Source organism: Halomonas sp. AOP7-B1-5, from assembly GCF_052353045.1.
GTDB classification, from domain to species: domain Bacteria; phylum Pseudomonadota; class Gammaproteobacteria; order Pseudomonadales; family Halomonadaceae; genus Vreelandella; species Vreelandella colorata.
In genome coordinates, this window is sequence record NZ_JBQTDC010000003.1 from 1 (window position 1) to 24,694 (window position 24,694).

A 24,694-nucleotide genomic window follows, 5' to 3' on the forward strand; every position below is an offset into this window, starting at 1 on the left:
CGCGCCTCGGGGGATTTTTTTTGCTTATAATTCACCACTCACCACTCACCACTCAATAGGTTTGCCTGCCCAGTCCCAAAAGCTACCGCTTTCTTCTGGGGTGCGCTTGTTAATGACATCCAATAGCTGACTAGCAACGAAGCCGGGAGTAAACAGCTTTTCGTTAGGCACCCGGGACTGAAACGGCTCTGAGAGAGGTGTGCAGGTTGTGCCTGGATGTAGGCATAAGACTATTGACGCCTTGTTAAGCCTTTTTAATTCAATCGCCGCCGTTTTGAGCAACATGTTGTGCGCTGCTTTGCTGGCTCGATAGCTATACCAGCCCCCGAGTTGGTTGTCTGTGATGGAGCCAACCCTGGCGGATAGGCTGGCAACAATACAAGCGTGTGTCCCTTTAAGAGAGGCTGATAACGCAGCGATCAGTAAAGCTGGCGTAAAGGCATTAACGTGCATGAGAGCCTGCAGGTTACCAGCAGTCAATTGATCTAGCCGCTTTTCGGGTTGAAGGTGCTGAGTGTCATCATGCAGTAAGCCGATGGCGTTAAAAAACAGATGTACTGGCTGCCCGTTTAGTTTTTCCCGCAGTGCAAAGCGCCCTTCCTCAGTAGTTACATCCAATGGGAGTGAAGTGACACGTTCATCGGCAATATCAAGTGGCTGACGACTAACGGCAATAATAAGGCCCACTTGAGAAGAGGATAAAAGGTGCTGTAATACGGCATGACCAATGCCACCAGAGGCGCCGGTAACTAAAACCGTGTAGCGGTCAGGAAGGTAGTCCAGCATAAATAAGCCTAATAGAGTAAGTTGGCTCTCATTCAAGTTGCACGCTGGATATTTGTCTAGAAGGAGTTTAGAGCAGATTATCTGTATTGAAGAAAATAGTTACGCTGATGCGTTGATTCTTCCCGGTTGAGCATTATTACGGCCATCGGGTTTATAGAGTGTTTTTTCTGCGATTTGACGAATATAGTTCAACATGTCCTGGTTATGCTTCATACGTACCGAAAGCATTTGCCCAGTTAGTTCGTTCATGCGCGCAACCCGTTCACTCTTTTCAAGTAACGTTGCCCAGGCCGTTTGGCAGCCAGCATCGTTAGCAGCCTTATTAGCTCCGCTGGCATTATCTTCATAGCCAAGACGTTTTTGAACACTGCGACGCAGTGTTTCAATACGCTCAATCTCTGTCAGTAGTGCTTGCTTGTCTTCTGCAACATTGGCGAGTGCTGCACCATCAATATCACCCGGCGTTAGAAGCGTTTGCTCACGCGATAGTAGAGCTACTAGCTCATCAAGGCGTTGCTGTTGATCGGAAAGCAAACGGGCAAGACTCATAATAATTTACCTTATGACTCTGAAAGATTAGCAATTAAGCCGTCAGCAATGCGGGCAGCGTCCATTTCAAGACGGCCTTCACGGATGGCATCACGAATTTCCTGCACTTTCGCGACGTCGACGTCATAGGTTTCGTCGACTTGTGAGTGGCTAAGCTGAGTCGATTCACGCGCTGAGCTGCTCGCTTCAACCGGTTTAGAGCCACCCGCTTTCTGTGTTTCATCACGCTGCTGTGCTTGGTTAGAGCGAAGCAGTGAATTGAGATTATCAATTTTCACGTTGTGTGCCTTTATGGTCAACGTCTGTGTATTCTGCGCCTGTGATATTAGCTATCGGCCTTAATGGTTAAAACTTTAGACACATAATTAAAAATCCACCATTAAAATACCTGGCTCGATAACGCGGGCAGTCACCAATTCGCGTGTATTAAAGCGTACACGAACTCGGTCTCCCTGGGCGCCACTCTCCAATGCTTCACCCTCGCGCGAAACACGAAATGAGCTGCCTTGTGCTATGACCGTAACGCGCTGACCGCGTTCCACAAGCGAAGGTGCCTGCAGGAAATGATTTTGAAAAGCACTGCCGCTTCGAATTTGGCGCTGTGCAATTTTGCCGACGATTTCCGCTTTATCGATGAGTGCTTGAGAAGAAAGGTTGCTCAAATTACCACTCTGCTGCACAAGCATGTCCGGCGTAATTAACGTGCCCCGTTCAATATCATGCTGTGCTACCCAGTAGCTGCCAATAACATCTATTTGCGCCTGCAGGTAGCGCACCTGCTGGTGTGTCTCACCACACCTGACGCCTACCGAGACGCGGCCAATAGGGGATTGGCCCGCATTAGGCAGAAAAGGCTCCGGTTGAACACAGGGGGGGAGATGTGGTGAGGGCGGGCGTAGCTCAATCACAACCTCTTCCCCCAGTGATTGGGTCTGCTGATACAGAAACTGATGTACTTGTTGAAGAAGAGCATCATCGGCATACGCATGTGAAAAGCAAAACAAACAAGCGCCTATTAGAAAGTAACGCTTGAACACTGCCAAGCAGCGACGTGTAACGCGCAGCGGATATGACATGGTGGGAGCTCAGAAGGGAAAAACAACGAATTTAGCCAATGAGTGTAACTTTAGCTGATGAGTGTAGCGAAAAAGTATTAAACGAAACAGGCGAAATGCTGGTGTAAATACTAGCTGTTCCATGCTTTGAGCTGACAGGCAGGCGCGTATTCTCCACCCTCAATAAATTTCATTTTATTTTTGCCTCCCAGCTAGCGAGGGCTTGGCATGATTGATCAATTAGAATCCGCCTTTAACTACCATCAGCAGGCGTTAGGCTTGCGGCAATCAAGGCATGAAGTATTGGCTGCCAACATCGCGAATGCTGATACGCCTAACTATAAAGCGCGCGATATCGATTTCGCCAGCGAATTGAAAAAAGCCGTTGAAGGTGGTGCATCCCAGCCAAACAATAACGGCGGTTTAACGCTATCGCGTACTTCTGAACGGCATATGGCTGGCACTGGCCCCGCTTGGCGAGGCGCAGGCAGTACGGAATTGCTATATCGGATTCCTGACCAACCCAGCCTAGATGGCAATACGGTTGATATGGATCGTGAACGCACTCAATTTGCTGACAATGCCGTACGTTACCAAGCGGCGCTTACGATTATGAATCGCCGTATCCAGGGTCTGAAAAACGCCATGCAGCCTGAATAAACCGGCTGATTGCGTAGGAGATAAATGATGTCGATGTTTTCAGCGTTTGATGTTGCCGGTTCTGCCATGAGCGCTCAGTCCCAACGTATGAACGTGACCGCCAGTAATATGGCCAATGCCGATAGTATTGCAGGGCCAGATGGTGAAACGTATCGCGCGAAGCAGGTTATGTTTGAAGCGCAGGCGCAAAACACCCGCTACGGCGTAGGTGGCGTGAGAGTCTCCGAAATCGTTGAAGACGATTCTCCCTTGCGCCTTGAATACATGCCGCATCATCCTGCCGCCGATGAAGACGGCTACGTGGCGAAACCCAACGTAGAGCCGGTACACGAAATGGTTAATATGATTTCTGCCTCTCGTTCCTACCAAGCGAATGTCGAGGTCTTCAATACGACAAAGCAAATGATGATTCAGACGCTTTCGCTGGGTGAGGGATAAGCATGAATAATATTGATACAAGCGTCGTTAGCAGTATTAACAGCGGTGGTGGCTCCAATGGCCTTTCAGCTCGGCAGTCAGATGAGCTTAGAAATAGCTTCATGACGCTACTAATTACCCAGCTGCAAAACCAAGATCCGTTAAAGCCGATGGAAAATTCGGAAATGACGTCGCAGTTGGCTCAAATTAATACCGTAAGCGGGATCGAAGAACTTAACTCCACGCTTGAAGGCATTACTCAGCAGATGGATGCGGCGAAAGCCTTGCAGGCAGCTGGGTTGATCGATAAAGCGGTATTGGTGCCTGGCAATAATGTGATGGTCAGTGTCGATGAAGAGAACGGCTCTTACGCAACGCCTTTTGGTATTGAGCTGGATTCAGCCGCTGAAAAAGTTGTCGTCACGGTTACCAGCAAGGCAGGTGAGGTGCTTTATACCAAGGACCTGGGCGCGGTGGCGGCAGGTGTTGAATCCTTTAGCTGGGGCGGATTGACGAACGATGGTGCCGCAGTACCGGCAGGTGCCTACAACGTTAATTTCAAGGCCACAAATGCAGAAGGCGAGTTGATGGAGTCTCGAGCGCTTAACTATGCCCTGGTACAAGGTGTATCGCCTGGGACCGGTGGAGATAATGTTCGCCTAGATCTTGGCGCGATCTATGGCCAGGTCACCCTGGATCAGATTAAACAAATTCTGTAATTACCTGCTAAACGCTAATTTTCTTAGGGGAACATTATGAGCTTTTCACAAGCACTCAGCGGTCTCAGTGCGCAACAGCAAAAGTTAGGCGCGATTGGTAATAATATTGCCAACTCGCAAACAGTCGGTTTCAAGAGCTCTAACGTGCAATTTGCTGATGTGTATGCAGAGTCGCGCATTGGGCTAGGTGTACGAACATCTGCAGTATTGCAGAACTTTAGCCAGGGCAACGTAGAGTCAACGTCACGTAATATGGATTTGGCGATTTCCGGTGAAGGTTTTTTCCGGTTTCAACAGTCTAGTGGTGAAGCAGCTTATTCACGCAACGGACAGTTAACCATGACGGCGGATGGTCGCTTAATTAATGCCCAAGGTGCCCAGCTTATGGGGTATCCGGCGGATGCAGAAGGCAACGTTCAAGTGGGCGGCAATGTTGTCCCCTTGAATATTCCACCAGGCGACCTTCCTGCAAATGCATCGACAGCCCTGAATGTTTCCCTGAACCTGAATTCAGGTCAACCGATCATTGATGCTGATTTCGATGCCGAAAATGCCAACACGTATAACTACTCCACAAATGCAACCGTTTTTGACTCTCAGGGTAATGCCCGAAATCTCGCGTTGTATTTTACTAAAACAGCTGACAACCAGTGGTCTGTAAATGGACGCCTCTCTGGTGGGCCTGCGGGAAGTGGAACGTACGACGTTGCGCTAGGGGGGCTAACATTTAATCAAAATGGTGTCTTGCAAGAGGATAATACTAATAACGCCCTATTTGACGATACTGAGTTTGGTGAAGGCAACGCGCTCGCTAACTTAGATATAGATCTTAGTTTTGAAGGTAGTACGCAGTTTGCCAATAATTCGACCGTCAATGACGTTATCCAGGATGGGTATACGTCTGGTTCATTAGTGGGTATTACTTTTGAGAATGACGGCACCGTCATGCGTAACTATTCCAATGAGCAGTCTCGTGCCGCTGGGCAAGTTGCTTTGGTAACGTTCCGTAATCCAGAAGGGTTGCGACCTGAAGGTAATAATCTTTGGACCGCAACAGGTTCTTCAGGACAAGAGCTGGTCGGTGCACCAGGCGAAGGTTTACGTGGCATGATCCAGCCCAGTGCAACGGAGACCTCTAACGTCGACATGGCGCGTGAGCTGGTTGATATGATCGTCGCGCAGCGCTCTTACCAAGCTAACTCACAGACTATCAGCACCCAGGATGAGCTCCTGCAAACCATTATTAACCTTTAATAGTGGGTCATTTCTGTAAGGAGTAAGTGGTATGGATCGGATGCTTTATACCGCCATGAGTGGCGCTAAACACGCCATGGATCAGCAGTCCGTGGTGACCAATAACCTGTCGAATGTGACGACTACCGGGTTTCGTGCCCAGCTGCAGGCCGCACGCTCTGTGCCTGTGCAGGGAGAAGCGTTATTGGCAACGCGTACGTCAGTAGTAACCACGACGCCGGGCAGCGATTTTTCCCAGGGGCCGGTCGAGTTTACGGGCCGTGCGCTGGATGTAGCCATGCAGGGCAACGCCTGGATGGCGGTATTGGCAGACGATGGCACTGAAACCTACACCAAGCGCGGTGACCTCCAGCTAGACAGCGATGGCGTACTGCTTAACGTCGGGCGGCCGGTTATGGGAGACGGTGGTCCGATTGCTGTGCCTCAAGGCGCTCAGGTATCCATCGGCGCTGATGGTACGATCAGTGCCATTCCCGAAGGTGAAGGCCCTGAAGCGTTGGTTGAAGTTGGCCGTATCAAGCTGGTAACGCCTGATGAACTCGCGCTGACGCGTGGCGATGATGGCCTGTTTCGTGGCCCCCTCAATGAAGAGGGCGTGGCAGGTGCCCTTCCAGGCGACGAGAACGCTCGCCTGGTCAGTGGTGCACTTGAGGGCAGCAACGTCAGCGCAGTGGATGCCATGGTATCGATGATCGATGTTGCCCGGCGCTACGACATGCAAATGAAAATGCTCAGCACCGCTGATGAAAATGCTCAGCGCGCCAACAGTATTCTCTCTATTCAGGGCTAAACCCTAGCCGCTTACCCAAGGGAACACGAATTCTCATGATTACTTCTTTGTGGACCGCCAAGACGGGGCTGGAGTCTCAGCAGACGAAGCTGGACGTTATCTCCAATAACTTGGCCAACGTCAGCACCAATGGATTCAAGCGCTCACGTCCGGTTTTTGAAGATCTGCTGTATCAGAACATGCGCCAGCCTGGCGCGCAGAATAATATTCAGGACCGTCTGCCTTCAGGTATGCAGGTAGGCACGGGAGTGCGTGCTGTCGCCACGGAGCGACTACATACCCAAGGCGGCCTGGAAGAAACCGGCAATTCGCGTGATATTGCCATTAACGGTGAAGGTTTCTTCCAGGTATTACTACCTGATGGGACTAACGGCTACACCCGAGATGGTAGCTTCCAGCTCAATGAAAATGGCCAGATGGTGACGGCAAACGGTTATCCGTTAGAGCCTGCTATTTTTATTCCTGAAAATGCGCTGTCGGTGTCTATTGGCGAAGATGGTACGGTCAGCGTTCGTCAGCCAGGAATAGCCCAGGATGCTAATATTGGCCAAATCAACGTCGCGTCGTTTATTAATCCGGCCGGCTTAGAAAGCGTGGGCGGCAACTTATATCTGGAAACCGGCGCATCGGGAGCCCCTAACCAAAATGCACCCGGTAATAATGGCGCTGGACGCCTGTTTCAAGGCTATGTTGAAACCTCAAACGTGAATGTCGTAGAAGAAATGGTCAGCATGATTCAGACACAGCGTGCATATGAGATTAACAGTAAAGCGGTATCTACCAGCGATGAAATGCTGGCACGCTTAAGCCAGTTATAAGTGCGCGTTGAGGTTTATTGAGCCATGCGGGAATTTCACCACGTTAGCCGTCGGCTAGGCGTCATCGCTTTGCTGTTTTTTATATTGCTGGCCGCTGGCTGCGCGCAGATACCCCGCGCCTCAGTTGTGGGCGAGCAGGAGCAGATTGATATCGTGGATCGTCCGCCGCCTGTTGCCAATGGGTCCATCTACCAGTCGCGGCGTGGCTATCAGCCATTGTTTGAAGACCGCCGACCTAGAGCCATGGGCGATATCCTCACCATCGTGCTGGATGAGCAGGTAAGTGCAAGCAAAAATGCTAGTACCAACGCGGCCCGGGCAGGTAGCTCTTCGCTGACACTGGCGCAATTACCGGATGTACTGGATACCCTGGCCGAATATGGTTTTGATGTTTCGGGTGCCAGTGATTTTACCGGTGGCGGCGGGGCGCAAGCGACGAACTCTTTCACCGGCACCATCACGGTGTCCGTACTGGAAGTCATGAATAACGGCAACTTGCGAGTCAGAGGGGAGAAGCAGATAGCCATCAACCAGGGAACCGAATTTATTCGTTTCTCGGGCGTGGTTAACCCCCGAACGATAACGACACAGAATACGGTGCCATCAACACAAGTCGCGGATGCCCGCATCGAATATGTTGGCGATGGCTATATCAATGAAGCGCAGCATATGGGTTGGCTGCAGCGCTTTTTCCTAAATGTTTCGCCTTTCTAGCGATGTCTGGAAAAACCAAACAGCAGAGTAATCTAGAGTGATGGCAATGCGGCTAAACGGTGTTAAATCCATTAAAAGACAGCTAGCTCAACTAGGTAGCGTTCTGCTTGTGTGCCTGCTTGCCTTTCCGGCCCATGCTGAACGCATCCGCGAGCTGGCCACCTTTGCCGGCGTGCGCGATAACCAACTAGTGGGTTACGGGCTGGTCGTGGGCCTGGACAGCACCGGTGACCAAACGACTCAGGCACCGTTTACCGGCCAGAGCTTGACGAACATGCTGTCACAGCTGGGCGTGACTATCCCGCCGGGTACCAATATGCAGCTGCGTAACGTAGCGGCCGTCATGATAACCGCTGATCTTCCCCCCTTTTCGCGCCCCGGCCAGCGTCTAGATATTGTCGTTTCGTCGATTGCCAACGCGCGTAGCCTGCGCGGCGGTACACTCTTGATGTCGCCGCTGAAGGGGGCTGATGGTGATACCTATGCGATTGCCCAAGGCAATATGCTGGTAGGTGGTGCGGGTGCCCAGGCCGGTGGAAGTAGCGTGCAGATCAACCAGCAGGCCTCAGGGCGTATCCCCGGCGGAGCGCTGGTTGAACGTGAGGTGCCGTTGAACCTGGGGGGCAATGGCGGCTTACTGGAGCTGCAGCTGAACGATGCTGACTTTGGTACCGTGCAGCGCATGGTAACGGCCATTAATAGCGAGTTTGGCCAGTCGGTTGCCTATGCTCGCGATGGCCGTGTGATCGCTTTGGATGGCCCACTTGACCCTAACGCGCGGGTCAATTTCATGGCGCGGGTCGAGAATGTCCAGGTCACGCCCACAGAAGCCCCGGCGCGAGTGGTACTGAATTCGCGCACGGGCTCTGTGGTGATGAATAGCGCCGTGACGCTGCGCCAGGCCGCGGTTGCCCATGGCAGCCTGTCGATCATGATTGATACGCGCTTTGGTGTGAGTCAGCCAGCGCCCTTAGGGCAGGGGCAAACCGTGGTGGTGCCGGATGCCGATATTAATATCGAGCAGCAGGAGGCCTATCTTCAGATTGTTGAAGGTGCGCAGCTTAATGAAGTAGTGAACGCCTTGAATGCGCTGGGTGCCACGCCGCAGGATCTGATGTCGATTCTGGAAGCGCTGAAAGCGTCCGGCTCGCTTCGCGCTGAGCTGGAGGTCATCTGATGAGTATTTCCAATGACATGACCAGCCAGTTTGCACTCGATGTGCAGGGCTTTCAGCGCTTGCAGCATACCGCTCGAATGGACCCTGAAGCCGGTGTGTATTCGGCCGCCCAGCAGTTTGAAGCGCTTTTCGTACAAATGATGATGAAGAGTATGCGTGACGCCATCCCCACCTCCGGTTTACTGAGCAGTAGCACGACCGATACCTACCAACAGATGTTGGACCAACAGTGGTCACAGGTAATTGCGTCTAAAGGTATGGGGTTAGCCGATGTGTTGGTAGACCAGCTAAAGCGCCAAGGCGTTGTAGGTAACGCTAATAACGCTGACCAAGAGCTACAAACGCTAATTGCGGGCATCCCTCGTGGTACGCCTCGCGTGCTGGATGGGGCGCTACAGCCTCAAGATGAGCGTGCTGTAGGCGCTCAAGCCACTAGCCGATTCTTGAGCGAGCTTGAAGCAATACGTCAGGGCACCATCGTCGAAGAAAGCCAGCCGATCACTATTAATGCTCCGGTAACAACAGTCAATGCGCCTGATCACGTGCAGCGATTTATGGAAAAACTAGCGGTACCCGCTCAAGCTGCCAGTGCGGCCAGCGGAGTGCCTGCAGAGCTTATTCTAGCTCAGGCGGCGCTTGAAACCGGCTGGGGGCGGCATGAAATACCGACTCATCGGGGAGGCAATAGCCATAACCTGTTTGGAATCAAGGCAGGTAGCCACTGGCAGGGCGAGACAACGGATATCGTGACTCACGAATATATTAACGGTCGGCGTACCCAGGTCGTTGATACGTTCCGGGTATATGATTCGTTTGAACATTCGCTTACCGACTATGCCAACCTGATCGGTAATAATCCTCGCTATGCTGGTGTTGTGCAGGCTGCTAATGCCGAGCAGGCAGCCCATGCCCTGCAGCAGGGTGGTTATGCAACTGACCCGCGCTATGCACAAAAATTGGTCGCCGTCATGAATACCATGGGGCCAGTAACACAGAGTACTTTCTTAGCTGATTCGCGCTAACGGGGCTCAAGTTTTTCAGGGCGCTGCCGATAAATTATCCATCGGCCCAAGGATATGAACCATGAGCATGTTTTCTGTTGGCTTAAGCGGCCTTAATGCCGCCCAGAATGCCCTCAACACCACCAGTAACAATATTAGTAATATTTTTACTCCCGGCTATAACCGCGAACTCACCCAGCTGGGCGAAGGGCGTGTGAGTGGCGGTGTTCAAGTCAATGCTATTGAGCGACAGTTCAATATTTATGTCGCTAACCAGCTAAACAATGCGAAAACACAATCGAGTGCGCTTGAGACCTATAACAATCAGGTTTCGCAAATCGATAATCTGCTGGCCGACCGAGCAGCTGGCTTATCGCCGTTGATGCAGGGTTTCTTCTCTTCGCTGGAAGATCTTGCAAGCTCGCCGTCTGACCCCGCCGCTCGGCAAGGCGTATTAGGTACAGCCAATACATTGAGTGCTCAGTTCCGTTCTTTTGATGGCTATCTGCAGGATATGCAGAGCAATATCAATAGCCAAATCAAAGACGAAGTTACCCAGATCAATAATACGACAGAGCAGATTGCGGGCTTAAATAAAGAGATTGCCTTGGCTCGTGCGCGAACAGGCGAAGCGCCTAATAGTTTGCTTAACCAGCGCGATAAAATGGTTTCCGATCTTAACGAGCGGATGGATCTGCGTCTAAATATTCAAGACGGCAAAACCTATAACATTAGTTTGCCCAATGGCCAGCCACTGGTAACGGGAACAAACTCATTCCAACTTGAAGCAGTGAAAGCTGATTCTGACCCACAGCGTACGGTAGTCGGTTATCGTGATGGTGGTAATAATTTAACGAAGCTAGACGAGTCAACGATCAAAGGTGGTGCGTTAGGTGGGTTAATGTCCTTCCGCTCAGAAACGCTGGACAAAACTCAAAATCAGATTGGCCAACTAGCTGTTTCGCTATCCGTTGCGTTTAACGAGCAGCATAAAAAAGGCGTAGATCTGGATGGTGAGCAGGGCGGTGACTTTTTCTCCGTACGTGCGCCACAAGGTTACGCCAACGAGAAAAATATCGGTAATGCTGATGTGACGGTGACATTTGACGCCGCCAATATCGACCAGCTTAAGGCAACTGATTACACCGTTCGTTTTGAAGACAATGCGCCTGTCGTTACACGTAATGATAGTGGGCAAGTCGTAGCGTTTGATCAAGAATCTTGGGATAACGGTAATGAGTTGAAATTTGGCGGTATCAGTGTTGAATTTAACGGTAGTGCGCGCTCCGGTGACCGTTTCGAAATCCAGCCTGTACGCCGTGCCGGTAACGGAATGGAAGTTAATATTGCTGATGTGGACAAAATAGCCGCTGGTGATGCGGGGCTTGATGACCAAGGCGGCAGCCCGCTTAACTCATTTAAAAGCACGGGCAATTTAGATGTTAGCGAGTTAAGCACAGCATCCGGCGCTTTTTCTGAGAATAAGCAATATCAGCTAAAGGTGGATGAGGAAGGTACGCTGACACTGACGCCTGAAGCAAGAATCACCGTTGACGGTGCAGTCTTTGATGCATCTGAAGATAAGTTATCAGCTGGAGATGCTATTGTTATTGATGGCATCAGTTTTACGCTGGATGAACTCCCAGACGAGGATGCAACGGCAACGTTAACCGTCAGCCAGAACATTATCGCAGCCACTGGTGATAACCGTAACGCATTGGCCCTGCAAGAACTGCAGAGCAAGTCCGTGGTGGGTGGCTCCGCTTCAGTGAGCGGTGCTTATGCATCGATTGTCAGCGATGTCGGTAACCGCACTAATATTACTCAGGTCAACCTGGATGCGCGCCAAGGCCTAACCGATCAGTTGCGTGCTGTTCAGCAGTCTGAGTCGGGCGTTAACCTGGATGAAGAGGCCGCCAACCTGATTCGTTACCAGCAGTACTATATGGCTAACGCTCGTGTCATTGATACGGCGGGCACCATTATGGATACCATCTTGAACCTGCGCGGCTAATTCTGGAGCTTAAATTATGCGTATTAGTACCGTTACCATGTTTGAGCAAAGCACGGCGTCCATGAACCGCCAGCAGAGCGATTTTTTAAAGGTGAGCCAGCAGATCGCCAGCGGTCGTCGGGTGGTGAATCCTTCAGATGATCCGCAGGCGGCATCACGTGCCGTTGGTGTTGATCAGTCGATCGCCATCACAGAGCAGTATGCGGACTCGCGCGTTTCTGCTCGCAATTCGCTTTCTCAGACAGAAAGCATATTAAACAGCGTGAGTGATGCGGTCACTAGTGCCAAAACACTGCTAATCCAGGCCTCCAGCGATACCCTAAGCAACGCTGACCGTGAGTCGATTGCCAGTGAGCTAAAAGGGGTTTATGAAACGCTGATTGGCCAGGCTAATGCTACCGATGGCAATGGACGCTATCTGTTTGGTGGCTATAAAGATAATGCGCCGCCTTTTGTTAAAACGGCTGAAGGTAATGTTGAATATAGTGGCGATGTCAATGGTCGTCAGCAGCAGGTTGACGCCTCCCGCTTAATGCCTGTTACCGAAAATGGTAAAACTATTTTCCAAAGTGTGCCCAGTGGTGCTGGCTATATTGCAGAAGCTGTCAAAGAAGATGGCACACGCAACACGGGTAGCGTGACCTTTAGTGGCCCCCAGGTCACAGACGTTAGCGATGACAATTATGGGGATGACTACCGTGTCGCCTTCGGCGGAACGGAGGATGCGCCCACCTATACAGTACAGCGTTTTGACGAAGCCACAAATGCCTGGTCTAACGTAGAGGATCATGTTGATCAGCCCTATACTGGCGGCACGGATACACAGCAGCTCTCGTTCGGCGGAGTGAAAGTCTCATTAGAAGGCCAGCCGCAGTCAGGTGACCAAATTTTAGTCGCCCAGGCAGGCAGCGATCAGCGCGAACCGGATCTGTTTAAAACGCTAGAGTCGGCTATTCGTGTATTGGAAACCCCAGCCGAAAGTACCAGTGAGCGAGCGGAACTGCGCAATACCTTGAATACCTCAATGCGCGATTTGGATAACGCACTGGATAACGTATTGACGGTACGTGCCTCTGCTGGTGCAAGGCTGAATGAGCTGGATGTTATTGATGCAGTTGGTAGCAACCGAATGATGAACTATACGCAGACATTATCAGATTTAGTCGATCTTGATTACGCCGAGGCGATTTCTGAGTACAGTTTGCGTCAGGTTGGCTTGCAGGCATCGCAAAAAGCATTTGTCGATATTAAAGGTATGTCTCTGTTCGACTATATGTAATTGTAAGCCACAGATAGACATCGCTATTTAAAGCCCCTGTGCCTTTTAGGCATGGGGGCTTTGATATAGGGGCTTTAGTTTATGGGTGCCATTGTTTCTATTAAGGTTTGCATCATTCCAAGCGCTTGGCTAAAGAGAGACTGCAAAAAACGTCCGATATCGTTCATCAATACCATTAAAAGAGTAATACCTACGGTTAGTGAGGTGGGAAAGCCGATATTGAAAACCGTAAGTTGGGGGGCGGAGCGGTTAAGAATGCCGAGCGCCAGGTTAATAATCAGCAGGGCGCCTACCAGTGGCAATGCCAATAACATGCCGGAGGCAAAAATGGTACCTGCGTAACGGGCAAGAAGCTCAAAGGCGCCAGGGTTTAAGCCTCCTATGCCAATGGGTAAGGTCACAAAACTCATAATCAGCGTTTCAAGTACCATTAAATGGCCATTAAACGCTAAAAACATCAACAGCGTAATCATATATAAAATACGCGAAAGCACCATGATGTTGGTGCCGCTTGAAGCATCAAAAAAGGTCGCAAATGCTAGCCCCATCTGCAAACCAATATACTCCCCGGCCGCCTGAACAACAGCAAACACAATATGCATCACCAGCCCCATGGCCAGCCCGATAAGCATCTGTTCCACCATGATGCCGACCCCTGCCCACGACATAATGGCCACATTTGGCATGGCAGGAAGAATGGGAGCAATGACAATGGTAACTAACGCGGCGAGCCCCACTTTTGCCTGGTTGGGGATACTTGAGTGTCCCCAAAGCGGAGAGGCGGCCATGAACGCCGTAATGCGCGCAAAGGGCCATAGAAAGGCTATTAACCAGCCTTGCAGCTGCGCAAAGGTGATATCCACCATGGGATTACATCACCATGTTGGGAATGTTGCTAAACAGCCGGGTAGTAAAATCAGTAATCAAACTAATCAGCCATGGGCCTGCGAGTACCAAGACAGCAAACACCGCCAGAATTTTAGGAATAAAGGTCAGCGTCATTTCGTTAATTTGCGTGGCCGCTTGAAAGAGACTGACGATCAAGCCTGTGAAGAGTGCCGCCAGTAGTATAGGCCCTGCAAGAAACAGCGTTACACGCATGCCCTGGTAAGCCATGCTCATCACCATTTCAGGAGTCATTGGATTGCTCCTTGCCGCTTAATGCGGCACTTAAATAACATAAAAGCTTTGGGCTAGTGAGCCAATGATTAACTGCCAACCGTCAACCAATATAAAAAGCATTAATTTGAACGGTAGTGAGATCGTCACCGGGGGCACCATCATCATGCCGAGTGCCATTAACGTACTGGCCACGACTAAATCGATAATCAAAAAAGGAATAAAAACAGTAAACCCAATTTGAAATGCAGTTTTAAGCTCACTGGTAACAAAGGCAGGTAGAAGCACCCTGAAAGGAAGCTCTTCAGGGCCTTGTAGGGGGCCTACATCTGCTAAGCGCACGAACAGAGCCAGGTCGGGTTCTCGCGTCTGAGCCAGCATAAATTCACGAAATGGTAGTTGGGCCCGCACCAAAAACTCTTCAAAATTAATGGTTTCGTTGGATAAAGGCTGCCAGGCAGTGTCGTACACCTGGGCCAGAACGGGTGACATAATAAAAAAGGTCAAAAAGAGAGCAATACCTAACAGTACCTGATTAGGCGGCGTTGCCTGTGTACCCATCGCCGTTCTAAGAAGGCTAAGGACGATAATAATTCGGGTAAAGCTGGTCATCATCAGTAGCATTGCGGGCAAAAAAGCCAGCGAGCTTAAAAACAGCAGCGTTTGAAGTGATAGCGACCACTGCTGACCACCGTCCTCAAGCGGTTGCGAGATAATGCCTGGCAATTGCTGTGCGTGCGCGGGATTAACCAGTATACAAAGCGTAATCGCAATGCCAAACAGCAGCCAAGACTGCCAGTAGGGCCGAGAGGAGTGCATCCTATGCCTCATGGTGTTTGGTGGGGGTCGTCGCGCGTACTTCTGCGCCGGTTTTTTACCAGCGCCTGAGAAAGCCGCTGTGAAAAGCGTGGAGCATCAGGGGCGGGAGAGTCATCGGGTGGGCGCTCTTCTGGGGCTGGGCGCTCGTGTAGCTTGGTAATTCGCCCACTGCTTACCCCAAGGACCAGCCAGGTATCTTCGATTTCCACCACCACGACACGCTCGCGATTTCCAACTGCAGTGCTGGTGATAACGCGAAGCCGAGCGCCCTGTTGGGGGCGCACGTTCTGCCAGCGTTTTAAAAGTGCCGTGCAAAGCAGAATCATGGCAATAACAAATGCCAGCGCCGCGGCAGTCTTGCCTAGCATGGCCATGCCGATAAACGCATCGCCACTATCGCTAAGCGACTCTAGCGCGCCGCTTGGGAGTGAGGTTGTTTCAGCGCTCATCGATTAAGCTTGTGAATGCGCTCGGAAGGAGTAATGATTTCCGTAATACGGATACCGTACTTGTCTTCAATAACGACGACTTCACCCTGTGCGATCAAATAGCCGTTAATCAGGATATCCATGGGTTCACCCGCTAGCCCGTCAAGCTCGATAACAGACCCTTGCGCTAGCTCAAGTAGTTGCTTGATCGTTAATTTTGTACGGCCAAGCTCAACGGTAAGCTTGACCGGAATATCCATGATCATTTCAAGATCACGCGCCTGCGCACTTTCACCTATGGCGCTGAGAGGGCGAAAGATATCGTCGCTTGCCGCTTTGGCCGTTGAAGTGTCAGGTGCCGCGTCGCTAGGTGCGGGTTGCTCTTCCGCTGCTTCCTGTTCGGCCATCGCCGCCGCCCATGGATCTTCCTCGTCGGCGACATCGTTAGTGGCTGGGTTCTCTGCTTGTTCAGACATGGCGTCCGCCCAATCGTCATCGGAGACATTTTGATCGGGTTTGTTGGGATCAGTCATGCTTTGGATTCCTTGGCTTTCTGTCGCGTCGAACCTTTAATAAAGTCCTTTGACGATACGTTATTCATAGCGGCATGGTCGATCATGTGAAGTACGCGCAGCGCATGCTGCTGACGCTGGCTGCCATATTCGCATTCCATGACGGGGACTCCATCAACACGAGCGGTTATCGTATTGGGGATATCTAACGGTAATACGTCGCCTTGCTTGAGCCCCATCACGTGCGCAATACGGCTAGGTATTTGGGCAAACTCCGCTACAAGCTCTACTTCAGATTGACGTAATTCGCTGGCCATACGGCGAGACCAAGTGCCGTCATGGTCGTGATTACTATCATTGATAGGGTTGGCCAGCAGATCCCGTAAAGGCTCAATCATGGCGTAAGGCATGCAGATCTGGAAATTGCTTGAGAGGTTGCCCACCTCAATGTTGAACTTGGTATTAACTACAATTTCGTTGGGGGAATTGGTGATGTTGGCAAACTTGGACTGCACTTCAGAGCGCATAAAATTAACATCAAGCGGATACACGACTTTCCACGCTTCCTGATAGGCATCGATGGCCAGGTTCAGTAGGCGGTGAATAATGCGCTGCTCTGTATTGGTAAACTCACGACCGTCTGACTTGGTGACAAAGCGCCCATCGCCGCCAAATAAGTTATCCACTACCATAAACACAAGATTGGGTGGAAACACAACGAGTGCAGAACCGCGCAAGGGCTTCATTGACACAAGGTTCAGGTTGGTCGGCACCGGAACATTGCGTGAAAACTCGCTAAAACTTTGATAGCGAACGGATTCAACCGTGATATCGGCGCTGCGCCGAATCAAGTTAAATAAACCGTTTCGGAAGTAGCGGGCAAAGCGCTCATTGATAAAGTCGAGTGCATGCAGCCGCTCACGAATGACCCGATGTTGCGTTGAGGGATCATAAGGGCGAATGCGCGCCTCATCCTGTGATGGCGATGCTGAAGGCGATGGCTCATCATCACCACTGACACCTTTTAATAAGGCGTCAATTTCTTCCTGGGACAGTAGATCGTCCTGCGACATGAACGGCTCCAGTTCCCGGCTTATTGCACAATAAATTCGGTAAACAGCACTTCGCGTAAATCAAGCGGCGGCTGGTTTTCCGTTAAAGGAACGCCGAGGCGGCTGATAATAGCCTGCGCGAGCTGTTCTTTGCCTTCAACCGAGGTAAGTTCGCTGGCCTGTTTACCCGACAGTAAAATCAGTAGCCGGCTACGCACCTGAGGCATATGTTCTTCGATAATTGCTTTGCTTTCCTCATTACCTACACGCAGCGTGATGCCTGTATATAGTAAGCGAGACCCATAGCTGTCATCGGCGAGATTGACCGTAAAGGGGTCAATGCGGGTAAAAACAGGTGGTTCGCGCTCTGCTGTTGGCTGGGTTCCTTCGTCAGCGCTATGGCCATCTCGCTGGTCGAGCACCATATAAATGGCGGCAGCCGCGCCCGCTGAAGAGAGGAGCACTAGAACAATCATTATCCAGAGCAGTTTTTTGGAGCCGCCGCTTTTTTCAGCCATTTCTCGTTTCGTTCCCATAATCGCTACACATGCCACTGATTACGCATTATGCCTAATATGGCTGTGAGTGATGAAATGAACAGGCTCGCTTGGCGAGCCTATCTTTTGGTTTAGCTGTTTTCTACGTATCTAAATCGTAAGTTGCTATCAATTTCGCTGACGCTAAGCGTAAAGATCAACTCGGCCATCAAGCGTTATAGAATGATTTTCCGCCGCAGGCGTCAATGAGTCACTGTCCGCTTCGGAGACGCCACCGCTGCCATTTGAAGTGGCTGAATTGCCGTTTTGGGCAAAGGCTTGCTCATTGGAGCTATGCTGTTCGCCAACGGACGTTTCTCCTAATGAAATGCCCTGCTCCGCAAGCGCTTCACGTAGCTGAGGTATCGCTTGCTCAATAACCTGACGAACCTGCATATGAGACGCCAAGAAATGCGCCTGCGTGCCCTGCTCACTTACTTTTAAAGTGATCGAAAGAGGACCAAGCTCCGCCGGATGCAGTTGCATTTTCACCTGTTGCTCTCCACCGCGCTGAGCGAACTGCACAAGCTGTTGGCCAAGCTGCGCAGGCCAGGCGGGGCTGTTAACAGACGTGCCTATTGAAGCCTGTGCGGTGGGAACTCCCGGTGCTGCTATGGAGGAGGTATTGCCAAGTGCTGTGTGCCCTGACAGTGCCGTGGCTATAGGGCTTGCGCGTAACGATGGATCGCGATCTTCAAGGACAGACAGCATGGCCTGACTATCTGCCTGCGTTGCGGGTGCCAGCGCTCCAAGTTGTGTCAGAAACTCTTGGCCGTTTACCGGCGCAGTGGTCTGATTTGGCGAGCCAGCTGGAGTGGCATGAAGGAGGGGCGGCGAGCCCTGATTAAACGCGTTCTGGCTATTCATTAATTGAGTCGGTGCAGCAGATGTTTGAAGAGCAACGCTATTCTGAGGCGCCGCCAACAAGATGCTTAATGCGCTAATCAGTTGGTCAGCTTGCTCTTCGCTAAGGCTTGCAAGCGACTCTGTAAGCCCCGATGCTTGGTCGGCTTGATGACGGATGCCGAGTGCGCCCAGAAGCTCTGCAACTTGATCCTCACCCAGGTTGAGCTGTTGGATAAGCGTTTCCAGCGTCGGGGTTTTCTCAAGCTGTGCGTCAGCAGCCGGTATCGCGGCGAACAAGGCAACCAGGTCCATGCGGGCTGCAATTTCATCAAGCGGTGTCAACCCCTCGCCCGCATAGCTTTCCCCTGATAATAGCGAGGCAAGTGATTGTTCGCTAAATTCAAAGCCAAGTGCTTGCAACGGTTGAGCTGTTATAGCGGCTGGATCGCTGGTCTGACGCGTTTGAGAAGCGTTTGACGGCGCGTTGGCAGCTTGAGAAAGCGCCTGGCGAAAGGCGCCTTGAGACGATTCCAAGGTATTGTATAACGTCTGCTTGGTTACCGAGGAGGCACCTTGGCTTTGAGCCCCCGAAAGCAATAATTGTATATTCATATACCGTTCCTCGGCGCCGCTAATGCGGTTTCTCATTGCGCTGGCGAGCCAAGCGGCCCGTCACCAGATCATCGTTGGTTTTTTGCTCATGGCGCTCAAGGCGGCGGTGCTCTTCTGATAGCCGACGCGTCGCCAGTGTATCGTAGGAGGAGAGTTTACGCTGCTCTTGCTGCCAGTGTTGCTGGCTCTGCTGGACACGCTGTTGTTGAGCAATTAACGCTTGGCGGGCACGGCTTAATGCCGCATCAAGCGAGGCTAAAAACTGCTGATAATTGTACATCGTGGCAGGGTCGATACCCTCGCTCATCGCCTTTTGCAATCGCTCGGCATATTCGGCGCGATACTGGCTAAGTGATTGTAACTGAGAGGCGGTCTGCTGCTCAGTTTGTCGTTCATGGGCAAGCAGTTTACCTGCTTGGTCGCGGGCATCTTTGGCTAAGCCCGTTAACATTTCGAGTTGCGAATGGCTCATGTGCGGCCTCCCACCACGGCATGCAGTGCTTGGTGTGAGTCTTCAAGCGTTGCACACTCATCAATATTTTGTTGAAGAAAACGCTCCAGCGCGGGAAAAAGATTCACCGCTTCGTCAAGTCTTGGGTCGTGTCCTGGACTGTAAGCACCAACGCTAATCAGGTCGCGATTGCGCTGATAGCGGGAAAACATCTGCTTGAAAACGCGGGCCTCTTGTAGCTGCTCTTGTGTCGTAATCGCCGTCATGGCGCGACTGATCGAAGCCTCGATATCAATCGCTGGGTAATGGCCGGCTTCGGCTAAACCGCGTGATAACACAATATGACCATCCAAAATCGCCCGGGCCGAGTCGGCAATCGGATCCTGCTGGTCATCGCCTTCGGTAAGAACGGTATAAAAAGCTGTAATCGAGCCACCGCCGCGCTCAGCATTGCCGGCCCGTTCAACAAGGCCTGGCAGCTTGGCAAACACGGAAGGCGGATAGCCCTTTGTCGCGGGAGGCTCACCAATAGCGAGAGCAATTTCACGCTGGGCCATGGCGTAACGTGTTAATGAATCCATAATTAGCAGCACATTGCGGCCGGCATCACGAAAGCCTTCGGCAAGGCGCGTTGCATAAGCTGCCCCTTGTAGCCGCTGAAGTGGCGAGGTATCCGCTGGCGCGGCCACTACAACCGAGCGACGACGGCCTTCAGGCCCTAAAATATGATCAATAAAATCTTGTACTTCTCGGCCACGCTCACCGATTAGCCCGACAACAATCACATCGGCTTTGGTATAACGTGCCATCATGCCTAACAGCACCGATTTACCTACCCCCGAGCCTGCAAAAAGCCCCATTCGCTGGCCACGGCCGACGCTTAAAAGCGCATTGATTGCGCGAATGCCCACATCAATCTGATCCTCAATAGGCGCTCGTGATAGCGGATTAAGGGGGGCTGAGCTAAGCGTGGCATGGGGCACATCTTCAAGGCCCTCGCGGTCATCCAGCGGATTACCGTTACCGTCTAATACACGACCCAGCAGTTCATCGCCAATGGGAAAGCGTCGTGCACTGTGGCCACTTCCATCTCCCAGGGGAGAGACCCGGGCACCGGGCATTAATCCCGAAATCTCTTCCAATGGCATTAAAAACAGCTTATCGCCTGCGAACCCAACGACTTCAGCTTCTGCATGTTTATGGCTATCGGTCAGGCGGCCGTCCGGCCCAGGGAGCTCGATACGACAAGCGCTTCCGACGGCCACACGTAACCCGACTACCTCAATGACCATCCCTGTCGCTCGCGTTACGCGGCCGCTGCTGCGATGGCATGGCAAATGGCTTACCCGCTGTGTGGTACGGCGGATGGCTTTATGCCAGCGATGCTGGTGAGGGCAGGTGGAGTCATTCATTACGTGTTCGCCTATTAAGACGCAGTGTTAGATGAATGGCGCTTTCTAGCCTGCGACTGGATGGCATGCCAACGACTTTCAAAGGTTGCATCCAGCTCGCCTTGGGCGCTAGTAATTCGGCAGCCACCCCGAGCTAATTGATCGTCAGGCTGTAACTTCCAGCCGGCCGCGCTGAACTCTGTGCCCAGATGCGTTTCTACCAAGCTGTGATCGTCAGGGTTTAACCATAAGCGCTGCTGGCCCACCAGAGGCGGCTCGGTGTGTAAAAGCTCACGCACGATATTAAGTATCTGCTCGGGTGTTTCCTGTAAGGCTTTGCCTGCCAACTGCTTGCCTGTCGCTAGTGCGAGTTCAACAAGATCATGCGCGATGGTGTCGTCAATGCGTTCCAGTGCCTCTGAAAACTGCTTTGCCAGGGTATTCAAAGGCGCTATCGCTAAGCGAGATTGCTCTTGCAGTTCATCCTGGGCTTGCAAACGACCGTCTTCCAGACCTTTTGCCGTACCTTCTTCCATGCCTTGTTGAAAACCTGCCTGATAGCCGGCTTCTTCAGCCTCTTGGCGAAGACGCTCATAGAGTGCCTGACGCTCTTGCTGTTCGCGCTGATGAGCCTGCTCAGCCGCTTTTTGGGCGGCCAGCACTTTGCGTTGATGCGCGGTGGGGCCGCTGGTCGCTTGGTCGCTGCCTTGGTTGGAGGCGGGAAGCTCATCCATTTGCCAGCGCTGCCAGCTGCTATGGCGGTCAAATTCTGACGACGAATTAGACATACTCGTCATCTCCTCCGGCTAAGACGATTTCACCGGAATCAGCTAAGCGGCGCACCACTTGCAAGATTGCTTTTTGTTCCGTTTCGACTTGTGAGACGCGTATTGGGCCGCGTGCTTCCATATCTTCGCGAACCAGGTCGGCAGCGCGCTGAGACATGTTGCGCAGGAACTTGTCGACCAGGGCTTCCTGAGCGCCTTTGAGCGCCACCACCAGAGAGTTGGTTTCGACTTCTTGCAGCACCATCTGTATAGCGCGGTTGTCCAGGTCGAGTAGGTTCTCGAAAAGGAACATTTCGTCGATAATTTTTTGGGCCAAGTCTTCGCTGTGGGCGCGAACGGTTTCGATAGCCGTCTCTTCTTGGGACGAGTTCATCAGGTTGAGAATCTCGGCCGCCGTTCTTACGCCGCCCATTTTGCTGCGTTTAAGGTTTTGTCCATCCAGCATGCTGGTTAGAACCTCGGTTAGCTCCTGCAAGGCTGCGGGCTGTACGCCACTAAATGTTGCAATACGCAGCACCACATCGTTGCGTAGTTTCTCTTCAAAAAATTCAAGAATATCGGCTGCTTGATGGCGGTCCAAATGGATCAAGATAGTCGCGATGATCTGGGGGTGCTCATCGCGGATAAGCTCAGCCACCATGGAGGCTTCCATCAGGTTGAGCGCATCAATGCCTGAGTTGCCACCAGCGGTTTCTAATATGTCTTCAATCAGGCTAGAGGCGCGCTCGCTGCCCAGTGCTTTGGTAAGTACTGAGCGGATGTGTTCGCTAGAATTAAGGTTGAGCGCCACAAACTCTTCGGTTTCACGGTGGAATGCTTCAAGCACAGCCTTCATATCCTCATGGGATACTTGATTCAGGCGCGCCATCTCCATACTGATATCTTGTACTTCACTAGCATTTAGGTATTTGAAGACCTCCGCTGCACTGTCTTCGTCCAGCGCTAGGAGAAGGATGGCGCTCTTGCGAGCGCCTGTCATGTTAGCCGTTTCGCTACTCATTATTATTCATCCAGCTACGAATGATCATGGCGACCATACGAGGATCTTCCTGAGCCATTTCGCGTAGGTCATTGAGATTATGTTCGTACAGTGATGTTTTACGACGACGCTTGGGTTTGTCGCTATAGGTATCGTCATCATCACCTTCCGCTTCATCGTCACTCTCATCGTCTTCATCGCCCACGCTGGTGCTAAGCGTACGACCAGGTGTCGCTGTAGGCGCCGTTACCGGGGGCTGTGTATAGCGCTTGATTAAGGGGCGCAGAATCAGTAGGTAAATCAACAGTGCCGCCAAGGCAACTAGCAAATAACGCCCTAGCGTACCTGCCATTGCAAGTGTCTCTGGCTGCTTCCACCATACAGTCTCAGTCATTTCCTCGCGGGTGTCGGCGAAGGGTGAGTTCACCACCTCAACCTGATCGCCACGTACTTGAGAAAATCCCATAGCCTGGCGTACCAAGCGCTCAATCTGAGCGACTTCAACATCGGTTAACGCAACCCGTTCAAGCTCACCTTCGTCATTGATCACATCACGATAATTAACCACAACCGCCGCTGAAAGCCGCTCAATTTGGCCGAGTCGTTGCTGCACATGCTCAACGCTGCGGTCAACCTCATAGTTGACCACGTCTTCTTGACGCAGGCTGCGCAGTGCCTCCGGCGGCACCTCTTCCTCGCCTTCTTCACCATCAGGCTGATTGATGGGAGAGGGGGCTGTGCCGGGTGGGGAGTTGCTTAATGCACCAGGAATTCCACTCGCTAAGGGATCATCACCATCGAAAGAGAGGCTAAGCTGGCGGCTACGTACGGCCGCTTCATTCGGGGGCTGGTTAGGGCCGTAGCGTTCCGACGTTTGCTCGCGACGTGAAAAATCAATTTGCGCAGCAACCTGAGCGCGGACATTCGTACTGCCTAAAATGGGGGTAAGAATATGCTCGATGCGTCGCTGATAGGAGCGTTCGACTTCCGCGATATATTCAAGCTGAGTCCCATCAAGGTCACTCCCTCGCGTGGTATCAGCAGACAGCAGCCGACCGTTTTGATCGACGATCGTGACGTCTTGCGCGGCTAGTTCAGGCACGCTACTGGAAACCATATGCACAATGGCACTTACTTGACCTTCACCCAGCACTCGGCCGGGTAGCAAGGTGAGTATGACCGAGGCTTTGGCTGGCTCGCGGTCACGAATAAACACAGACGGTTTGGCTAAAGAGAGGTGCACGCGAACGCGCTCGACTGGGCCGAGCGACTCCATCGAGCGGGCAAGCTCGCCTTCCAGACCGCGCTGGTAATTTACCTGCTCAGCAAACTGGCTAATGCCAAACGCTTGGGTATCCATTAACTCAAGGCCGACGTTGCCGCCCCGGGGCAAGCCCTGCTCGGCAAGCTGTAGCCTTAGTGTATGAATCTGATCGCTAGGCACAAGCAGCGCCTGGCCGCCTGCGCTAAACTGATAGGGCACGGCGCGGCTATCAAGTTCGGCAATAATCCGTCCGCCATCGGCTTCATTAAGATTGCTGTAGAGAACGCGGTATTCTGGGCTACTTGCCCACATGAAAAGTGCTGCCACCACGGCAATTGAAGCAGCCCCTGCGATCAGTAGAATGACCAATGGGTTACCGCGTAACTGTTTTAGCAAGCGCTCAGTCGGTGAAGAACTTTTTGCGTCGCTGTCTGTTGAGTTACTACGGGAGGCACTTTGTGTCGTGTTACTTTGACGGCCTGCCGTTGCACCAATTTCACTCATGCATCCCTCCATAGGGGTAAGCAAAACAGGTGTCGGCCCAGGCGCATCACCAAAGAAGGCATAGGCTATATCCGTCAATCGCGGTTATCCGCCAAGAGAATGGGGCGGAATTGTGATGGGCGCCATTATCCTGGGGTGTGTCGAGCATAAATGAACGAAA

28 protein-coding genes are annotated in these 24,694 nt (G+C 51.9%); 11 read left to right on the forward strand and 17 right to left on the reverse strand.

From position 1 onward, the window contains the following. Nucleotides 1–45 precede the first annotated feature (45 nt). From ACT3XD_RS02230 to flgA, 4 genes are all read right to left on the reverse strand, one after another. Complete coding sequence (locus ACT3XD_RS02230; protein ID WP_192536413.1) at nt 46–786, reverse strand: SDR family NAD(P)-dependent oxidoreductase; 741 nt, start codon at nt 784–786, stop codon at nt 46–48. Between the two features lie 99 nt (nt 787–885). Next, nucleotides 886–1,335, reverse strand: a complete 450-nt coding sequence (locus ACT3XD_RS02235; RefSeq protein WP_192536414.1) for a flagella synthesis protein FlgN — start codon at nt 1,333–1,335, stop codon at nt 886–888. 11 nt (nt 1,336–1,346) lie between these two features. After that, a complete protein-coding gene (flgM, locus tag ACT3XD_RS02240) occupies nt 1,347–1,613 on the reverse strand; it encodes a flagellar biosynthesis anti-sigma factor FlgM (RefSeq protein ID WP_192536415.1) in 267 nt (88 codons plus the stop codon). A gap of 87 nt (nt 1,614–1,700) precedes the next feature. Continuing rightward, a complete protein-coding gene (flgA, locus tag ACT3XD_RS02245; RefSeq protein WP_225735979.1) occupies nt 1,701–2,411 on the reverse strand; it encodes a flagellar basal body P-ring formation chaperone FlgA in 711 nt (236 codons plus the stop codon). 207 nt (nt 2,412–2,618) lie between these two features. Between flgA and flgB the strand changes: the two genes are divergently transcribed. The 11 genes from flgB to flgL all read left to right on the forward strand — a co-directional run bounded on the left by flgB (nt 2,619) and on the right by flgL (nt 13,233). After that, nucleotides 2,619–3,050, forward strand: a complete 432-nt coding sequence (gene flgB / locus ACT3XD_RS02250) for a flagellar basal body rod protein FlgB (protein ID WP_192536416.1) — start codon at nt 2,619–2,621, stop codon at nt 3,048–3,050. A gap of 27 nt (nt 3,051–3,077) precedes the next feature. Continuing rightward, nucleotides 3,078–3,488 carry a flagellar basal body rod protein FlgC gene (gene flgC, locus ACT3XD_RS02255; protein WP_192536417.1) on the forward strand — a complete coding sequence of 137 codons (411 nt, stop codon included), beginning with the start codon at nt 3,078–3,080 and terminating at the stop codon, nt 3,486–3,488. 2 nt (nt 3,489–3,490) lie between these two features. Next, nucleotides 3,491–4,186 (forward strand): flagellar hook assembly protein FlgD, encoded by a 696-nt coding sequence (locus ACT3XD_RS02260; protein WP_192536418.1) that lies wholly within the window; start codon nt 3,491–3,493, stop codon nt 4,184–4,186. A gap of 36 nt (nt 4,187–4,222) precedes the next feature. Then, nucleotides 4,223–5,440: a flagellar hook protein FlgE gene (flgE, locus tag ACT3XD_RS02265; protein ID WP_192536419.1), complete on the forward strand. Its 1,218-nt coding sequence runs from the start codon at nt 4,223–4,225 to the stop codon at nt 5,438–5,440. A gap of 31 nt (nt 5,441–5,471) precedes the next feature. Further along, nucleotides 5,472–6,230 carry a flagellar basal body rod protein FlgF gene (locus ACT3XD_RS02270; protein ID WP_192536420.1) on the forward strand — a complete coding sequence of 253 codons (759 nt, stop codon included), beginning with the start codon at nt 5,472–5,474 and terminating at the stop codon, nt 6,228–6,230. Between the two features lie 35 nt (nt 6,231–6,265). Next, nucleotides 6,266–7,048 (forward strand): flagellar basal-body rod protein FlgG, encoded by a 783-nt coding sequence (gene flgG, locus ACT3XD_RS02275; protein WP_018917820.1) that lies wholly within the window; start codon nt 6,266–6,268, stop codon nt 7,046–7,048. 24 nt (nt 7,049–7,072) lie between these two features. After that, nucleotides 7,073–7,762 carry a flagellar basal body L-ring protein FlgH gene (locus ACT3XD_RS02280; RefSeq protein ID WP_192536421.1) on the forward strand — a complete coding sequence of 230 codons (690 nt, stop codon included), beginning with the start codon at nt 7,073–7,075 and terminating at the stop codon, nt 7,760–7,762. Nucleotides 7,763–7,808: 46 nt separating this feature from the next. Next, on the forward strand, nt 7,809–8,939 hold the full coding sequence (locus tag ACT3XD_RS02285; protein WP_192536422.1) for a flagellar basal body P-ring protein FlgI: 1,131 nt from the start codon (nt 7,809–7,811) through the stop codon (nt 8,937–8,939). Next, on the forward strand, nt 8,939–9,961 hold the full coding sequence (flgJ, locus tag ACT3XD_RS02290; protein ID WP_192536423.1) for a flagellar assembly peptidoglycan hydrolase FlgJ: 1,023 nt from the start codon (nt 8,939–8,941) through the stop codon (nt 9,959–9,961). The genes ACT3XD_RS02285 and flgJ overlap by 1 nt, the downstream gene beginning before the upstream one ends. A 61-nt stretch (nt 9,962–10,022) precedes the next feature. Next, nucleotides 10,023–11,954, forward strand: a complete 1,932-nt coding sequence (flgK, locus tag ACT3XD_RS02295) for a flagellar hook-associated protein FlgK (RefSeq protein WP_192536424.1) — start codon at nt 10,023–10,025, stop codon at nt 11,952–11,954. A gap of 16 nt (nt 11,955–11,970) precedes the next feature. Next, a complete protein-coding gene (gene flgL / locus ACT3XD_RS02300; RefSeq protein WP_192536425.1) occupies nt 11,971–13,233 on the forward strand; it encodes a flagellar hook-associated protein FlgL in 1,263 nt (420 codons plus the stop codon). Between the two features lie 74 nt (nt 13,234–13,307). Here the strand turns inward: flgL and fliR are convergent, their stop codons facing one another. From fliR to fliF, 13 genes are all read right to left on the reverse strand, one after another. Next, nucleotides 13,308–14,099, reverse strand: coding sequence for a flagellar biosynthetic protein FliR (gene fliR / locus ACT3XD_RS02305; protein WP_192536426.1), 792 nt, complete (start codon nt 14,097–14,099; stop codon nt 13,308–13,310). A 4-nt stretch (nt 14,100–14,103) separates the two neighbouring features. Next, nucleotides 14,104–14,373 (reverse strand): flagellar biosynthesis protein FliQ, encoded by a 270-nt coding sequence (gene fliQ / locus ACT3XD_RS02310; protein WP_018917813.1) that lies wholly within the window; start codon nt 14,371–14,373, stop codon nt 14,104–14,106. 30 nt (nt 14,374–14,403) lie between these two features. Beyond that, the gene (gene fliP, locus ACT3XD_RS02315) at nt 14,404–15,171 is read right to left on the reverse strand and encodes a flagellar type III secretion system pore protein FliP (RefSeq protein ID WP_192536427.1); all 768 of its coding nucleotides are present in this window, start codon (nt 15,169–15,171) and stop codon (nt 14,404–14,406) included. 8 nt (nt 15,172–15,179) lie between these two features. Next, nucleotides 15,180–15,620 carry a flagellar biosynthetic protein FliO gene (gene fliO, locus ACT3XD_RS02320; protein WP_192536428.1) on the reverse strand — a complete coding sequence of 147 codons (441 nt, stop codon included), beginning with the start codon at nt 15,618–15,620 and terminating at the stop codon, nt 15,180–15,182. Further along, nucleotides 15,617–16,132, reverse strand: a complete 516-nt coding sequence (gene fliN / locus ACT3XD_RS02325; RefSeq protein ID WP_192536429.1) for a flagellar motor switch protein FliN — start codon at nt 16,130–16,132, stop codon at nt 15,617–15,619. The genes fliO and fliN overlap by 4 nt, the downstream gene beginning before the upstream one ends. Beyond that, nucleotides 16,129–17,184 (reverse strand): flagellar motor switch protein FliM, encoded by a 1,056-nt coding sequence (gene fliM / locus ACT3XD_RS02330; protein ID WP_192536430.1) that lies wholly within the window; start codon nt 17,182–17,184, stop codon nt 16,129–16,131. Before fliM ends, fliN begins: the two co-directional genes overlap by 4 nt. 20 nt (nt 17,185–17,204) lie before the next feature. Next, nucleotides 17,205–17,681 (reverse strand): flagellar basal body-associated protein FliL, encoded by a 477-nt coding sequence (fliL, locus tag ACT3XD_RS02335; protein ID WP_192536555.1) that lies wholly within the window; start codon nt 17,679–17,681, stop codon nt 17,205–17,207. Nucleotides 17,682–17,843: 162 nt separating this feature from the next. Further along, nucleotides 17,844–19,157, reverse strand: a complete 1,314-nt coding sequence (locus ACT3XD_RS02340) for a flagellar hook-length control protein FliK (RefSeq protein WP_192536431.1) — start codon at nt 19,155–19,157, stop codon at nt 17,844–17,846. A gap of 19 nt (nt 19,158–19,176) precedes the next feature. Next, nucleotides 19,177–19,629, reverse strand: a complete 453-nt coding sequence (fliJ, locus tag ACT3XD_RS02345; RefSeq protein WP_192536432.1) for a flagellar export protein FliJ — start codon at nt 19,627–19,629, stop codon at nt 19,177–19,179. Then, the gene (gene fliI, locus ACT3XD_RS02350; protein ID WP_192536433.1) at nt 19,626–21,020 is read right to left on the reverse strand and encodes a flagellar protein export ATPase FliI; all 1,395 of its coding nucleotides are present in this window, start codon (nt 21,018–21,020) and stop codon (nt 19,626–19,628) included. The genes fliJ and fliI overlap by 4 nt, the downstream gene beginning before the upstream one ends. Before the next feature lie 14 nt (nt 21,021–21,034). After that, nucleotides 21,035–21,787, reverse strand: a complete 753-nt coding sequence (locus ACT3XD_RS02355) for a flagellar assembly protein FliH (RefSeq protein WP_192536434.1) — start codon at nt 21,785–21,787, stop codon at nt 21,035–21,037. Next, nucleotides 21,780–22,787 carry a flagellar motor switch protein FliG gene (gene fliG, locus ACT3XD_RS02360; RefSeq protein WP_192536435.1) on the reverse strand — a complete coding sequence of 336 codons (1,008 nt, stop codon included), beginning with the start codon at nt 22,785–22,787 and terminating at the stop codon, nt 21,780–21,782. The genes ACT3XD_RS02355 and fliG overlap by 8 nt, the downstream gene beginning before the upstream one ends. Further along, the gene (gene fliF / locus ACT3XD_RS02365; protein ID WP_192536436.1) at nt 22,780–24,534 is read right to left on the reverse strand and encodes a flagellar basal-body MS-ring/collar protein FliF; all 1,755 of its coding nucleotides are present in this window, start codon (nt 24,532–24,534) and stop codon (nt 22,780–22,782) included. Before fliF ends, fliG begins: the two co-directional genes overlap by 8 nt. Nucleotides 24,535–24,694: the final 160 nt, after the last annotated feature.